The 15,041-nt window shown below is 40.5% G+C and carries 14 protein-coding genes; 13 read left to right on the forward strand and 1 reads right to left on the reverse strand.

Going from position 1 to position 15,041, the window contains the following annotated elements:
• Positions 1-19 precede the first annotated feature (19 nt).
• The 9 genes from GW828_RS03200 (at position 20) to GW828_RS03240 (ending at position 9,604) form a co-directional block, all read left to right on the forward strand.
• Positions 20-1,504 (forward strand): RNA polymerase factor sigma-54, encoded by a 1,485-nt coding sequence (locus GW828_RS03200; protein ID WP_124015077.1) that lies wholly within the window; start codon positions 20-22, stop codon positions 1,502-1,504.
• Between the two features lie 24 nt (positions 1,505-1,528).
• Positions 1,529-1,816 (forward strand): ribosome hibernation promoting factor, encoded by a 288-nt coding sequence (gene hpf / locus GW828_RS03205; protein WP_124015078.1) that lies wholly within the window; start codon positions 1,529-1,531, stop codon positions 1,814-1,816.
• Positions 1,817-1,818: 2 nt separating this feature from the next.
• Complete coding sequence (gene ptsN, locus GW828_RS03210) at positions 1,819-2,262, forward strand: PTS IIA-like nitrogen regulatory protein PtsN (protein WP_124015079.1); 444 nt, start codon at positions 1,819-1,821, stop codon at positions 2,260-2,262.
• Positions 2,259-3,122, forward strand: a complete 864-nt coding sequence (gene rapZ, locus GW828_RS03215) for an RNase adapter RapZ (protein WP_182696723.1) — start codon at positions 2,259-2,261, stop codon at positions 3,120-3,122. The genes ptsN and rapZ overlap by 4 nt, the downstream gene beginning before the upstream one ends.
• Before the next feature lie 20 nt (positions 3,123-3,142).
• Positions 3,143-3,418: an HPr family phosphocarrier protein gene (locus GW828_RS03220; RefSeq protein ID WP_124015081.1), complete on the forward strand. Its 276-nt coding sequence runs from the start codon at positions 3,143-3,145 to the stop codon at positions 3,416-3,418.
• 464 nt (positions 3,419-3,882) lie between these two features.
• Positions 3,883-5,247 carry a magnesium transporter gene (gene mgtE / locus GW828_RS03225; protein WP_182696724.1) on the forward strand — a complete coding sequence of 455 codons (1,365 nt, stop codon included), beginning with the start codon at positions 3,883-3,885 and terminating at the stop codon, positions 5,245-5,247.
• A gap of 669 nt (positions 5,248-5,916) precedes the next feature.
• The gene (locus GW828_RS03230) at positions 5,917-6,168 is read left to right on the forward strand and encodes a transposase (RefSeq protein WP_124015083.1); all 252 of its coding nucleotides are present in this window, start codon (positions 5,917-5,919) and stop codon (positions 6,166-6,168) included.
• Positions 6,169-7,273: 1,105 nt separating this feature from the next.
• On the forward strand, positions 7,274-8,272 hold the full coding sequence (locus GW828_RS03235) for an ABC transporter substrate-binding protein (protein ID WP_273057899.1): 999 nt from the start codon (positions 7,274-7,276) through the stop codon (positions 8,270-8,272).
• A 3-nt stretch (positions 8,273-8,275) separates the two neighbouring features.
• On the forward strand, positions 8,276-9,604 hold the full coding sequence (locus GW828_RS03240; protein WP_273057898.1) for a diguanylate cyclase domain-containing protein: 1,329 nt from the start codon (positions 8,276-8,278) through the stop codon (positions 9,602-9,604).
• Here GW828_RS03240 and GW828_RS03245 read toward each other — a convergent pair.
• Positions 9,574-10,161, reverse strand: a complete 588-nt coding sequence (locus tag GW828_RS03245) for a hypothetical protein (RefSeq protein WP_273057897.1) — start codon at positions 10,159-10,161, stop codon at positions 9,574-9,576. The genes GW828_RS03240 and GW828_RS03245 overlap by 31 nt on opposite strands.
• Positions 10,162-10,319: 158 nt before the next feature.
• On the opposite strand from GW828_RS03245, the gene ubiD reads away from it, so the two are divergent.
• The 4 genes from ubiD (at position 10,320) to GW828_RS03265 (ending at position 15,023) form a co-directional block, all read left to right on the forward strand.
• Complete coding sequence (gene ubiD, locus GW828_RS03250) at positions 10,320-11,801, forward strand: 4-hydroxy-3-polyprenylbenzoate decarboxylase (protein WP_182696728.1); 1,482 nt, start codon at positions 10,320-10,322, stop codon at positions 11,799-11,801.
• Positions 11,802-11,881: 80 nt separating this feature from the next.
• Complete coding sequence (gene fre, locus GW828_RS03255; RefSeq protein ID WP_124015088.1) at positions 11,882-12,580, forward strand: NAD(P)H-flavin reductase; 699 nt, start codon at positions 11,882-11,884, stop codon at positions 12,578-12,580.
• A gap of 225 nt (positions 12,581-12,805) precedes the next feature.
• The gene (locus tag GW828_RS03260; RefSeq protein ID WP_273057896.1) at positions 12,806-14,347 is read left to right on the forward strand and encodes a methyl-accepting chemotaxis protein; all 1,542 of its coding nucleotides are present in this window, start codon (positions 12,806-12,808) and stop codon (positions 14,345-14,347) included.
• A gap of 97 nt (positions 14,348-14,444) precedes the next feature.
• On the forward strand, positions 14,445-15,023 hold the full coding sequence (locus tag GW828_RS03265; RefSeq protein ID WP_182722374.1) for a nucleoside triphosphate pyrophosphohydrolase family protein: 579 nt from the start codon (positions 14,445-14,447) through the stop codon (positions 15,021-15,023).
• Positions 15,024-15,041 lie beyond the last annotated feature (18 nt).

Consider the following 15,041-nt stretch of genomic DNA (forward strand, 5'->3'; position numbering starts at 1 on the left):
ATCTAGGGATAAGCGGTAAATGAAAGCGTCACTCCAACTCAAAATGGGTCAACACTTAACCATGACCCCTCAATTGCAGCAAGCGATCCGCTTACTGCAATTATCGTCATTGGAGCTACAGCAAGAAATCCAACAAGCATTGGACTCAAACCCATTGCTTGAAATAGAAGATGAGTTTTCTCAAGCAAAAGACTCAGTAAAAGAAAGTCGCGACCAATCGGACACCGACTTTAGTGACAACAGCGTGGTCAATATAGAAAAAGACACCTCAACAGTCGACACAGCAGAATCCATGACCAAAGAAACCATGGATGATTTAGCTATGGATACCACATGGGATGAAGTGTACACCGCCTCACCAATGTCAGGTTCAGGCAGTGCTAGCATGCGCGATGATGATATGCCATTCCAAGGTGAAACGACTGAAGGCTTATATGAGCATTTAGAGTGGCAAAAAAATCTCACGCCATTTTCTGACACAGATCGAGCAATTGCTACCGCGATCATTGATGCCATTGATGAACGCGGCTATTTAACCCAAAGCACTGAAGATATTCTCGAAGCCATGGGTGATGAAAGTGTTGAACTAGATGAAGTTGAAGCGGTATTAAAACGTATTCAACACTTTGATCCCGTTGGTGTTGCCGCACGAGATTTAAGCGAATGTTTATTCATTCAATTAGCCCAATATGCCGACACAACCCCACATATAGACAATGCCCGTCTGCTCATTAAAGACTATTTAGATTTAATTGCTGGGCGCGATTTTAGATTATTGATGCGCAAAACCAAGCTCAAAGAAAACGAGTTGCGTGACGCAATCACCTTAATCCAGTCACTTAACCCTCGCCCGGGCTTGTTAGTCACCGCTATTGATGACGAATATGTTATTCCTGATGTAACCGTACTAAAGAAGAATGGCCGTTGGGTTGTAGAGTTAAACCCAGACAATATGCCTAAAATTGGCGTTAATCAACAATATGCAGCCATGGCTAGAAGCAGTAAAAACTCTGCCGATAGCCAATTTATTCGCGGTCATTTACAAGAAGCTAAATGGTTCATCAAGAGTATCGAAAGCCGCAATGAGACCTTATTGAAAGTCGCCAATTGTATTGTGCAATTTCAGCAAGGTTTCTTTGAATATGGTGAAGAAGCCATGAAACCTATGGTGCTCAATGATATTGCTGAAGCAGTAGAAATGCATGAATCAACTATTTCACGGGTTACCACTCAAAAATATATGCACACACCACGTGGGCTATTTGAATTAAAGTACTTTTTCTCTAGCCATGTCAGCACCGACGATGGCGGAGAATGCTCATCTACCGCTATTCGTGCTTTTATCAAAAAACTGGTTGCAGCAGAAAACCAGCAAAAGCCATTAAGTGACAGTAAAATGGCCCAACTGCTGGCAGATCAGGGGATCAACGTTGCGCGTCGTACGATTGCAAAATACCGCGAAGCGATGCTCATTCCGCCCTCAAACCAACGTAAGAGTTTATAACCTACAAGGCAACGGAGGATTTTTATGCTTATCAATATGACAGGTAGAAATATCGACATTACCGAATCTTTACGTGAATACGTTCAAGGTAAATTTTCAAAGCTTGAACGACACTTCGATCAGATCAATAATGTACACGTTGTGCTCAATGTAGAAAAATTACAACAAAAAGCAGAAGCTAAAATCAACCTTAATGGTGCAGAGATTTTTGCCATGTCAGAAAGCACTGATATGTATGCTGCAATAGACGCCCTGATCGATAAACTCGACCGTCAGGTAATTAAACACAAAGAGAAGTATACAAAACACTAACGATGGAACTTTGTACCATTCTGCAGCCGGAATGCACTACCTGTGCCACACCGGGCAGTAAGAAAAAAGTACTGGAACTCATCAGCAATTTAGTCGCTGCCCAGTACCCACCCCTATCTTCGCAAGAGGTTTTTGAAAGCCTATTAGCGAGAGAGAAAATGGGTAGCACAGGTATAGGAAATGGCATTGCGATACCTCATGGTAGATTAACGACCATAGAACATCCGATCGCAATATTTATTAAATGTGAAGAAGCCATTGCCTTTGATGCAATCGATAAACAGCCCGTGGATATTTTATTTGCTTTGTTAGTACCTGCAGATCAGTGCCAACAGCATTTAAGCACGCTATCAAGCGTGGCTCAAAAATTAAGCGATAAGCAAATATTGAAACAGCTTCGTAAAACTCACGACTCAACAGAACTTTATCGGGTTATTACTGCATGAAACTTGTCATAGTATCGGGACGTTCAGGCTCAGGAAAATCTGTTGCTCTAAGAGTATTAGAAGATCTAGGGTATTATTGTGTTGATAATTTGCCTTTACCACTGATTGGCATATTACTGGCTCAGCTCAAAGGTAATAATGATCTAGTGGCAATTAGTGTTGATGTACGCAACATTGCCGAGCAAGGTAAAGTCCTTCAAGATCAACTTGCCTTACTTGAACATGACACTGAAATTATTAGCTTCTTTTTGAATTCTAATGATAAAGTGCTACTCAAACGCTATAGCGAAACGCGTCGATTACACCCGTTATCTAAAAATCATATTTCACTGCAAGAAGCGATCATATTAGAAGGCCGTTTACTTGAGCCTATCGCAAAAATTGTTGATCATTATATTGACACCTCTGCCCTGAATATTTACGAATTAAGCGACCAAGTCAGGCAAATCTTGTTAGGTAGTGTCGATAAAGAGTTAGTGATTAACTTTGAATCTTTTGGCTTTAAACACGGTATGCCAACAGAAGCTGACTTTATGTTTGATGTGCGCTTTTTACCTAATCCGCACTGGGAAATAGCACTACGACCACTCACAGGTTTAGACGAACCGGTACAAGAGTTTTTAGGTCGGCAACCTCTAGTGAATAAGTTTATCTGGCAAATTGAAAACTTATTTGAAACCTGGATGCCGCATTTAGAACGTAATAACCGCAGCTATCTGACTATCGCCATTGGTTGCACCGGTGGCCAACATCGCTCGGTATATATAGCCGATCAATTAGCAAAAAGGTTTAGACATGGCAGTAAACATACAGTTAATGCTCGCCACAGAGAATTAAATTTAACTGATACTGACAGCTAACTGAGCATAGGATCGCGCCAATGATCAAACTTGAACGCCAAGTAACCATTTCAAATAAATTAGGGTTACATGCTCGAGCTGCAACAAAACTTGCTGTTTTAGCGGGTGATTTTGATGCCAGTATCACGTTAACTCAAGGCGATAAAAACGCCAGTGCAGCAAGTGTACTTGGGTTATTAATGCTTGAAAGTGGCATAGGTAAAATGATCACAGTAACAGCCCAAGGCCCAGATGCTGAAGTGGCATTAAATGCCGTATGTGATCTGATTAATGCTAAATTTGATGAGTCTTGCTAAATTATTTAGTGATACTTTCACTAATTACTGATCGTTAAGCCATCATCACTTATTTATTTCCATCTTTAAATGAAGTCGTCATACTAACCAAACTGCCACGATATTGCTGTTCGAAGGTTAACGATCAGTTCCTCGATAATATTAGCCTTTATATTGAAAACGCGCGGCGGATCCCCAGCTGATTAAGTATTCGTTCTCTTAAGAGATATTAGCGTTGTAGCCAATTTCAATCACGGTTCTCGCTTGACCAAACACCGATGTAATCGGACGTTAATTTTTGTGTAAAGCAACATCAGCAGTTCAGACTTTCGTTCGGCGCAAGTCACTCAACGATTTTATTGCTGCATTTCATTTCTTGCCCGCAGATAACAATTCTTGCATCAATATGCCAAACAGAGAAACTGAAACTGCCCAAAATCATTACATACAGAATCATATTCGTATGACAAATAGGAAGTTGATATATGGGTAAAGAGTACCTAGATAATGAAATAACAGAACAACGACTCAATCAACTCGCTCAAGCGTTAGACAGTGGATTGTTTGTTCATGCTCGCAATATGTTACATGCAATGTCACCCAACGATGTCGCCCTCATTCTCGAATCATCACCACCAAAAAATCGACAAGTCTTATGGCAATTAATTGATCAACAATATGCTGGTGAGATCCTGGATGAATTAGGTGAAGAACTGAAAGATTCGCTCATCAGCAGCATGACACCAGAGAAACTCGCCCAGGCCACGATAGGAATGGACACCGATGATCTTGCTTATATTCTTCGCAGCTTGCCCGATGCGGTTTATAAGAAAGTACTCAAGTCAATGCGAAGCCAAGACAGAGATAGAGTAGAACAAGCACTGCGCTACCCGGATGATACTGCCGGCAGCATAATGAACACAGATACGGTTACCCTAAGACCCGATGTTAATATCGAAGTAGTGTTACGCTATTTACGTCAACGCGGTAATTTACCAGATACCACTGATACATTATATGTTGTCGATCGCCATGACCATGTTTTAGGTGGCGTCAGATTAGTCGACTTACTCACATGCGATCCGAGCGTCACAGTTCGCAGCATTATGGACACCGAACTAGAAAGTATTCCGGTTGAGATGTCTGATAAAGATGTTGCGCAAAAATTTGAACGACTCGATTGGATATCTGCCCCAGTCGTAGACAGCCAAGCAAAATTACTAGGACGAATAACCATTGATGACGTTATCGATGTGATCCGTGAAGATGCCGAGCATTCCATGATGGGGATGGCAGGCATGGATGATGATGAAGATACCTTCGGCCCAGTGCTTAAAAGTACTCTGAGACGCTCTCTATGGCTAACCATCAATCTATTTGCAGCATTACTAGCATCATCTGTCAGTAATATGTTTGAAGGCACCTTAGAGCAATTTGCTACCATCGCAATTTTAATGACCATTGTGCCAAGCATGGGCGGCGTTGCCGGTAATCAAACCTTAGCGCTGGTGATCCGCGGTATTGCACTTGGTCATATTGGCCAAAGTAATTCACGTTGGTTAATAGGCAAAGAACTCGGCATTGGATTATTAAACGGCATTATGTGGTCTGTGTTGGTCTTTTTTGCTGTGTGGCTGTGGAAAGACGACATTGCGTTAGGCGGATTAATTGGCAGTGCTATGCTAATTAACATGACAGTTGCCGGCTTTGCTGGTGCCACTATTCCAATCATGCTCAAAAAGCTCAATATAGACCCAGCTCTTGCTGGAGGAATGGTATTAACCACAGTCACTGATGTGGTTGGTCTATTTGCATTTTTAGGCTTAGCGACGCTGTATTTAATGCACTAGAGTATTGCTCTTATCTCTTAACCCGAGTTGGGTTAAATAATATGCCGTCTATAAAACTGTCTACTTTAGGACTCTTTTATGGGCGGCGGACTCTCAAATGGTCACGCTAGCCACAGATTGTCAGTCTGTTAACTCAGCACTCACCTCCCCCTTCTAATCATGTTCAAATCATCCATGTAAATATTAAATTCAATATAACGCCATCTTTATTTTGTCATTGAGGTCACCTTTTTCTGCCATATTTGTCATCTAAACTGCGACCTAGCGATAAGTTTGATAGCGATTCATCTGCAGAACTTATTCACCAAGTTAGTGCAATTGCACCAAACTAATCTGTCGGTAAAAAGTACCTAGGTTAAAGGTTTTAAATAAGACACTGATAAATAACAGATAAAAATATTTATCAAAGTTGGCACAAGCTTTCCATATAAGAACACATACCCACTAAGTGATAGTGTGATTTTACAAGTAGTCCTTGGTAGATGTAGGAGATAGCAATGAATAAAATAACCGGAAGTCGTAGCATTAAGTCAATAAATGTCATGGTAAATAATATCATTTCACAATGCCGCCAGAACATTTTTTTCTTAGCACATCTCGGTTGTAGCCAGTGGGATGAAGTGGAAACTCGCTCTAGTAAACATAAGTAAATTGGCAGGAGATTATTTGATGAATATGTCAAATACGAGACAGTACCCAGTGGACTTACAAAAAGAAGTGATTAATGAAGTCAAAAATAATCAAAGATTATTATCTGACGTAGCAAAACAATATGGTGTATCGGCAAAAACCGTATACCAGTGGGTCAGAAGTAACCAAGTTCGCCAGACAGAAAGTAAGGGCGCAATCGTATCAGAAATAGCCTATTTGCAACAAAAGATTGCCCAGTTAAATCAGCAACTACATGCTATAGCAAGCTAAGGATCCATGTTTAAGAAAGTGTTGGAACGATCTTAAACAATAATTGAAATTCAGTTAACCGTTTTGGCAAGGATGTTTGACCATGCTAACAACTCGTCCCCCAGCAAGTTGTTAACACAGCAACAATCATTCTAATAATAAGCGCAAAATACTTGCATCCTTGCCGCTTTATTGTTTCACCGTTAGCCGTTAAGGACATTGGCTAACATTACAGTTAAGGCGTTATTGGGTCCCCAGACTCTATTATCCAATAACGTCATTTTTATCCAGGTTTTTAGCTTTCGCCATTGACGGCGCTTCTGCAACCATTAGCAGAGCTAACGATCAAAACCGTTTTGGCAAGGATGTTTGACCATGATAACAACTCGTCCCCCAGCAAGTTGTTATCACAGCAACAATCATTCTAATAATAAGCGCAAAATACTTGCATCCTTGCCGCCTTATTGTTTCACCGTTAGCCATTAAGGATATTGGCTAATATTACAGTTAAGGCGTTATTGGATCCCCAGACTCTATTGTCCAATAACGTCATTTTTATTCCACCCTGTGGCTGACAAGCTCAAAATAATAATCTCCAGCTCAGGGTTGGTTTTACAACAGCAAACATAAAAACAATAACAGACAATGCAAACAAAGGCCCCAAAGCAAAGGATGCAATGGGGCCTTTTCATATAGGATGACCCAGACTTAGCCAAACAAGCTTAAAATAACTTCATAATCATATAAAACGCTAACTTAAAAACTAATATCATTACAATAACGTGTACTCGATTAGCGATTTATACTGCAGCCTATTACGAACAAAAAATGAGCACTTTGATATAGAATCGGCTAAATATGCTGATTTTAGCTGAGTTGTCTGCCACATAAATTCATCTTGAATTTAGATGTAATAACTTATTGAATTAAAAAATAAAGATTAAAAAAAGAAAATATTCACTTACCCGTTCACAACATACCTCTTAATTGTCACTTATCGTTAAAACTAAAAAAGTAAAACTATCGACTGATACGATAAAAAAACGGCTTTTTTTGTCACATTCCCAATCAAATAGTTATAAATTCACTACACTTAGTATCATTAACTCATTATTGAAGTGTCCCTATGACCAAGGTGTTAAGCATTTGTTTTTTTATCTTTATCATAACCAGCATCATCAGTTGCGAACAGAGAACACATCAATCCACTAAGATTTCACCTACATATAAAGCATCCATTAAAATTGCGGTTTCTAGCACGCCACTTTCGTCGCCTGTTCTTATTGCCAAACAACTTGGTTACTTTGAAGCGAATGGTGTTAACGTTGAATTAGTTAAATACGACAGCGGGGTAAAATGCTTTAACGCCCTTAATGATAAGCAAGTCGACCTGGCTACCGCCTCGGAAACTGTCGTCATGTTTAATAGTTTTAAACAGAGCAACTTTTCAGTATTAACTAGCTTTGTGGAATCAGATAATGATCTTAAATTACTCAGTTTAATGCCACAAAAATATCATCGGCTGAATAACCTGCAGCACGCCAGAATAGGCATAGTCAAAGACAGCGCTAGTGAGTTTTTCTTTGATAGTTTACTGATCATGTACAATAAAACGGCACAGCCTATCACGCGAGTATATTTGCGGTCAGATGAACTTATTCCAGCATTATTAAATAATGAGGTTGATATTATTTCAGCTTGGGAGCCATTAAGTTATTTATTAACACAACAAGTAACCTCAGATACCAGCGTCATTAATAGCCGCGGCCTATATCACTTATCCTTTAACTTAATTGAGCTTAAAGAGACGACGTTATCCACCACAGAAAGGTTGGCTATACTTAAATCAATTAGTGATGCCACTGACTATATCCACACTAACCCAGAACTTGCTCAGCAAAATATTAGTCGTATTTTGAATATCGATCCATCGCAACTCCGTTACTCATGGAATGACTATACTTTTAGATTATCACTCAGCAATGCGCTATTTTCTAACCTCCAAACTCAAAGCCAATGGGCTATTGATAATCAACTGGTAGATGAAGAAAACAGTGTCGATTTTAGACAGATTTTCGACCGCAAATTATTTGAAACCTTCATGAGCTTAGAGGCAGGATGGTAAGTTATGATGTTATCTAAGCGTCTTAAACTAACCGCTGCACTTTGCTCATTACTGACATTGATCGTCGGTTTATCGCTGATACAAGCTCACCATTATCAACAACAAATATACCGGCAACTCAATTACTCAATGAAATTGCAAGTCAGCATTGATAGTCTTCGCAGTCAGCTATGGCTTTACCAAGAGTATAGCGATGATCGAGGGCTTTCAGAGCTTAATCTGCGCCAAGCCGAATTGGCCAAAGATCTCTCAGAAGATATTCAGTGGGCGACACAGCAAAAACTCATCATTAGCAACATCAATAGATTAAATACCAATATAAGATCACTGATTAATACTCAACATGACTTCCACAGCAAACAAGTTAATGTGGCATCAACACTGACTGCTGAACGATTATTTAAAGCGAAATACAGCATGATTATTGAAGAAATGACCGAAGAAATGTTTCGGCTTCATCAATTCTCGATAAAAAAAGCGAGTCAAAAACAACAAACATTATTATTAATGGTCGGAATGGTCTTATTTCTGTTAGCGATTATGGTAACAGCTTGGTCTATTATGACACTAATTAGGTTTAAGAAAGGGCTCGCCTCACTCAGGATCGGTATGGAAGCGCTCGCAGCAGGCGATCTCGTCAGTCAAATTAATTCTTTTGATACCGACGAATTATCTGCACTCGCTGATGATTTTAATGAGATGAAACAATCATTAGCCCAAATCACGATAAAAAAAGAAAAATTGAAACAAGAAGTTGATATTCAAACCCGCAAATTAATTGAACAGCAAGATAAGCTTATTTTTTTAGCCGAACATGACGAACTCACGGGGATTTATAATCGCCGCGCATTTATTAAGCAAATTGATGCCGCAATAGCACGTGATTTACGCGGAGAACAGCAAGCTGCATTACTGTTTATAGATCTTAATAAATTTAAAGAGATTAATGATTCTCTGGGTCATAGCATTGGTGACGAAGTGATCATGACCATCGCTAATCGTTTGGTTAATAATCTGCGTACTACTGATATTGTCGGTAGATTGGGAGGCGATGAGTTTATCATTTGGCTCGATATGATCACCGAACCTATCGATATCAAAAACAAAATAAAGCAATTATTGAGCAGTATTAAGCAACCCATAACCATCGGCGAGCACACTTTACAAGTTGGGGCGAGTATTGGTATTAGTGTACTGCCTGATGATGGTTTAAACAGTCGTGAACTTATCAGTGCGGCTGATACGGCTATGTATCAAGCTAAGGCTGACCACAGGACTGAATTTTGTTTCTATACTGATGATCATCGAGTATCCGCTTTGGCTACTTCATAGGTTTGAGTATTCCAATCAAAATAATATTCTACCCCTTGCCACTCATAAACAGTGCCATTTTCACGCTGAATCACTTTGGCATTTTCAGGTAAATGATTCAAACCTTGAGCATATTGAATGCTAGTTGTAGTTTGTTGCCGTGGCGCGACTGCAACAGGCTCTAAAACCTCGATAGCTTGTGGCTGGTAGACTGCGTTCAACTGATTTTGATAGGGGTAAAAACCAGATTGGCGACTAGGATAATCATTATTTTTCCAAACCGAATTGTATCGCAAGTTATTAGCATTGCTCCAACTAACGCCAATACTCGGTCCCCAATATTGGTTACCTCTCCAGCCTTGATCCCAACCGATCCCCCAACGCCAAGGGTCACGATGTCGATAATGATTATAATGTTGGCGATGGTTATTATGTTGAGAGCCGACAGAATGAGAAACACGCTGAGAATACTCGTTCGCTAACAGCGGCTGAGCACTGACCAAACTCATCACAGTTAAGGTTACACTTGCACTAAGCCCTAATAACGGCATCAAAACCCACGGTTTGTTCACCCACATAAGTCACCTCCACAATCTGGTTCACAACATCCAGTTTACGCTAAGTATCACTAAAGTCGATATCAACAATATAGGTCTATCAAATGGCTTAACCCTATATTAGAAAAATGCTATAGTGCGCGCCATAGTGGTTTGGATTTGATTTACAGGCGGTAAACATGAGTTTTAAAGATTTACGCAGCTTCATCGATCATTTAGAAGCAAATGGAGAGTTAAAGCGCATTAGCTATCCTGTTGATCCTCATTTAGAGATGACAGAGATTGCTGATCGAGTTTTACGATCAGGTGGCCCCGCGCTGTTATTTGAAAATCCGACCAACCATACCATGCCGGTACTGGTTAACTTATTTGGTACGCCTAAACGTGTTGCTATGGCATTGGGAAAAGATGACCCTTTAGCATTACGTGAAGTCGGTGAATTATTAGCATTCTTAAAAGAACCAGAACCACCGAGTGGCTTTAAAGATGCCATAGCTAAAATACCAATGTTTAGGCAAGCGTTAAATATGCCGCCGAAAACAGTGCGCAATCCACCTTGCCAGCAAGTAGTCAAAAGCGGTGATGATGTCGACTTAACCGCGTTGCCAATCCAGCACTGCTGGCCAGGCGATGTGGCACCATTAGTCACTTGGGGATTAACCATCACCAAAGGGCCGCGACAAAAAAGACAAAATCTAGGTATTTATCGCCAACAGTTATTAAGTAAAAATAAACTGATCATGCGCTGGCTGGACCACCGTGGCGGAGCCCTAGACTTTAAAGACTTTAAACAGCTTCATCCAGGTGAACGTTATCCTGTCGTAGTGGCATTAGGTAGCGATCCTGTGACTATTTTGGGTGCTGTAACCCCAGTGCCAGATTCGATGAGTGAATATGCCTTTGCAGGCTTGTTGCGCGGCGAACGTACCGAGGTCTGTAAAGCCATTAGCTGCGATCTTGAAGTACCAGCCACCAGCGAAATTATTCTTGAAGGCTATATCGATCCTGATGAAACCGCAGTAGAAGGTCCATACGGCGATCACACGGGTTACTATAACGAAACAGACTCATTCCCAGTATTTACCGTGACCCATATTACTCACCGTAAAGATGCCATATATCATAGTACCTATACCGGCCGTCCACCAGATGAACCGGCTATGTTAGGCGTGGCATTAAATGAAGTATTTGTTCCTATCCTACGTAAACAATACCCTGAAATTATTGACTTTTATCTGCCGCCTGAAGGCTGCTCTTATCGTATGGCAATCATTTCAATCCGTAAACAATATCCGGGTCATGCCAAGCGTGTGATGATGGGAGCATGGTCATTCCTTCGCCAATTTATGTACACCAAATTTATTGTTGTGGTTGATGAGGATGTCAATTGCCGTAATTGGCAGGATGTTATTTGGGCTATTACCACACGGATGGATCCTACTCGCGATACCATGATGGTGGATAATACCCCTATCGATTACCTTGACTTTGCATCACCCGTTGCCGGTTTAGGATCGAAAATGGGTTTAGATGCCACCAATAAATGGCCAGGCGAAACCACCAGAGAATGGGGTACTCCCATTGTGATGGATGAGACAACAAAACAAAGAATCGACCAAATTTGGGATGATCTCGGCATAGAAGATGTGCCAACATTGTAACCATAGTGATCCGGTTAGGTCGTAAATAGCTATAATTAACTGATTGATAAAAAATTATAAAAGGGTTTAAAGGACGTTAGATGAAAACGATTCGTTGTCAGATTGAAAAAGTCACCCCGTTTAATGACGCTGTATATCAAGTGTTCCTTAAACCCGAAGCAGCCTTTGATTTTAAAGCTGGCCAATACTTATCTGTGGTCATGGGTGAAAAAGACAAACGTCCTTTTTCCATTGCTTCTGCCCCAAATGCGGCCTTAATAGAATTGCATATTGGTGCAGCTGTGAGTGAAAGTTATCCCATGCAAGTCGTTGAACGACTACAAACGGCAAGCCATATTGATATTGAAGCACCTGCTGGCGACGCATTTTTACGTAGCGAAAGCCACAGACCGCGGATCTTAATTGCGGGTGGTACTGGATTTTCATATATCAAAAGTATCGTTGAAGCACAGATTGCCAACGGCGAAACCATTCAGACTAAATTGTATTGGGGCTGCCGTAACGAAGAAGCCATGTACTATCAAGACATCGCCCGTCAATGGCACGCCGAGCATTCTTGGTTAGAGTTTATTCCAGTAGTAGAACTTGCTGACGGTAACTGGGAAGGTAAAAAAGCCAATTTACTCGAGCAGATTAAGCAGGACTTTGTCAGTTTGAATGGCTACGACATCTACATTGCTGGCCGTTTTGATATGGTTGGCACGGCACGAGAATTGTTCCGTGAGCTTGGGATTGAAGAAGCCCATTTGTATGGTGATGCTTTCGCATTTATAAAATAGGCTTAATTTCAATACCAGCATTTATGCAAAATTGAATCCATAGCTCAATACTAAAACCGACATATATGTCGGTTTTTTTATTGCCAAATTAAATATTTATTTAATCTCTGGTAATGATAATAGCTATTTACTAATATGATCTATATCTTGATATCCACTATAATTGTGAGGAAAGCAGCACAATGACTTTCCCGTTAAAAGTCGAACAATAATGGAAGTATGCCCATGAGACACAAGGACGTAATCGATAAAGAAGTCAGTCTTAATGCTAATGACGAGCTGGTATCAATTACAGACAAACGCGGCATCATTACTTACGCCAATGAGACGTTCATTAAAATCTCAGGGTTCAGTGAGCAAGAACTCGTCACTCATAATCACAATATTGTCAGACATCCCGACATGCCAGCAGAAGCTTTCAAAGAATTATGGGATAAACTCAAAGCTGGTGAATCGTGGCGTGGAATTGTTAAAAATCGCTGTAAAGATGGAAGCTACTATTGGGTTGATGCCTTTGTCTCTCCCCTGTATGAAAAGGGCCAAATTACTGGATACCAATCGGTACGCATTAAAGCAAAGCCTGAATACATTACTAATGCCCAAAAACTTTACAGCCAAATAAAACAAGGAAAAACGGCCAGTTATGTCATGACTAGCCAACATAAACGCTGGTTAGGCGCGTCAATAACCTTGGCTGCAATCATTGGCTGTGGTGTAGTTTTTAATTGGACCATGGCAGCAGTGATCTTCTCTTTAGCACTGGTTAATACACTATTATTTACCAAAGAACTCTTTTCACTGCCGAATAAGATCAACCAATATCAACAACAATATGATTCAGTCAGTCGATTAGTCTATTGTGGTAACGACAGTATTTCAGTATTGGAATTTCAACAGGTTCTGAATCAGGCGAAAATGCAAGGGGTACTTGGTCGCTCACAAGATCAAGGTAACAACTTACATCATATCGCCAATGAACTGGTTCATTCTGCTCAAGAAGCTAATCATAGTATTGAGCAACAAAAAAATAAAATTGATGAAATCGCCAGCGCAATTGAAGCGATGAACTCCTCTGTTGCAGAGATAGCCCAACATGCGATATCGACCTCAGATCATGTAAACAAGGCACAGCAAGTGTGTCTTGAAAGTAGAACGGAAATGCACGCTAACCGTAATAGTATTGAGCGATTAGCGACTTCAGTTTCGGCAGCGGCATCGAATGCGCACTTATTAAATAAAGAAGCAGATAATGTCTCTAATGCCATGCAAGAAATTCAAAGCATTGCTGAGCAAACTAATTTGCTTGCACTTAATGCTGCCATTGAAGCCGCACGTGCTGGCGAGCAGGGGCGTGGATTTGCCGTCGTAGCAGATGAAGTTCGAACCTTATCAAGTAGAACTCAGCTCTCAACAGAGCTCATCTCTAAAAGCGTGCAATCTATGCATGCTATGCTTATTAATTGGACCGACGAAATGCAAGCCAGTAAACTTCAGGCTGATACGTGCGCAAGGGACATAGGATTTGCCTCGACAAAATTTGAAGATATCTATCAAAGCGTGAATGAGATAAACCAGTTTACACAACAAAATACTGTTGCAGCAGAGCAACAAAAACGGGTTACCGCAGAGGTAACCCATAATATCCATACGATTACAGAATTAAGCCACAGTAACTTGGCAAGCTTAAATGTGATTGAAGTTGCTGCATTAAATATTAAAACTCACGCAGATAAAGCCAAAGAACTCCGCCATACTTTCAGAGTATAAAAAATGATTGCCTACTGCAAAAAACATTAGGCAATTTTTTGTATTCTGCTGATCAATTCTTTAAAATTAGCTCACATTATTTTTCGCAGGTAAGCCCATGCAACTCAGCCAATTAACTCAACCGATTTACGATCACTTATACCGCGATATCTTTGAGTTTCGCAGCACATTTGACTTACCCGTCAACGACGAGACCAGTCTTGATCACAAAGCAGACACTTTGCATACATCACTGATTATCGAAGAAATGACCGAGCTTGCCGAAGCGGATTCTCGTATTGAACAAGCTGATGCTATTGTTGATTCTGTCTACGTGTTAATGGGCCGTTTAGTGCACTTAGGAGCGACTCAGGTAAGCGATCGTTTAGAGATAAGCTATCTTGTCGATTTATTGCTTAACGTGGCTAAGAACCGTGAAATAGACTTTATTAAATGTTGGAATGAAGTGCATTCAAGCAACATGAGCAAAGTGTGCCGCAACCAGCAAGAATTAGCTGAAACCATTGCCCACTATGCCAAACAAGGTGTTGAAATTGTTGGTAGTACTAAAGGTGAGTTTATTATCGCTAAATGCGCTAAAGACGTTGATATGGCCGGTAAAGTGGTTCGTCAAGGTAAGGTATTAAAGTCAGTTTATTACCGCCCGGCTGACTTAACCACATTAGTGCGAGACTAATCGACAAATTAGCTCGTG

It is taken from the genome of Shewanella vesiculosa (genome assembly GCF_009994065.1).
Lineage (GTDB): Bacteria > Pseudomonadota > Gammaproteobacteria > Enterobacterales > Shewanellaceae > Shewanella > Shewanella vesiculosa.

Coding starts and splice junctions, on each gene's coding strand:
- GW828_RS03200 (WP_124015077.1), top strand. CDS start 20: ATGAAAGCGTCACTCCAACTCAAAATGGGTCAACACTTAACCATGACC.
- hpf (WP_124015078.1), top strand. CDS start 1,529: ATGCTTATCAATATGACAGGTAGAAATATCGACATTACCGAATCTTTA.
- ptsN (WP_124015079.1), top strand. CDS start 1,819: ATGGAACTTTGTACCATTCTGCAGCCGGAATGCACTACCTGTGCCACA.
- rapZ (WP_182696723.1), top strand. CDS start 2,259: ATGAAACTTGTCATAGTATCGGGACGTTCAGGCTCAGGAAAATCTGTT.
- GW828_RS03220 (WP_124015081.1), top strand. CDS start 3,143: ATGATCAAACTTGAACGCCAAGTAACCATTTCAAATAAATTAGGGTTA.
- mgtE (WP_182696724.1), top strand. CDS start 3,883: ATGGGTAAAGAGTACCTAGATAATGAAATAACAGAACAACGACTCAAT.
- GW828_RS03230 (WP_124015083.1), top strand. CDS start 5,917: ATGAATATGTCAAATACGAGACAGTACCCAGTGGACTTACAAAAAGAA.
- GW828_RS03235 (WP_273057899.1), top strand. CDS start 7,274: ATGACCAAGGTGTTAAGCATTTGTTTTTTTATCTTTATCATAACCAGC.
- GW828_RS03240 (WP_273057898.1), top strand. CDS start 8,276: ATGATGTTATCTAAGCGTCTTAAACTAACCGCTGCACTTTGCTCATTA.
- GW828_RS03245 (WP_273057897.1), bottom strand. CDS start 10,161: ATGTGGGTGAACAAACCGTGGGTTTTGATGCCGTTATTAGGGCTTAGT.
- ubiD (WP_182696728.1), top strand. CDS start 10,320: ATGAGTTTTAAAGATTTACGCAGCTTCATCGATCATTTAGAAGCAAAT.
- fre (WP_124015088.1), top strand. CDS start 11,882: ATGAAAACGATTCGTTGTCAGATTGAAAAAGTCACCCCGTTTAATGAC.
- GW828_RS03260 (WP_273057896.1), top strand. CDS start 12,806: ATGAGACACAAGGACGTAATCGATAAAGAAGTCAGTCTTAATGCTAAT.
- GW828_RS03265 (WP_182722374.1), top strand. CDS start 14,445: ATGCAACTCAGCCAATTAACTCAACCGATTTACGATCACTTATACCGC.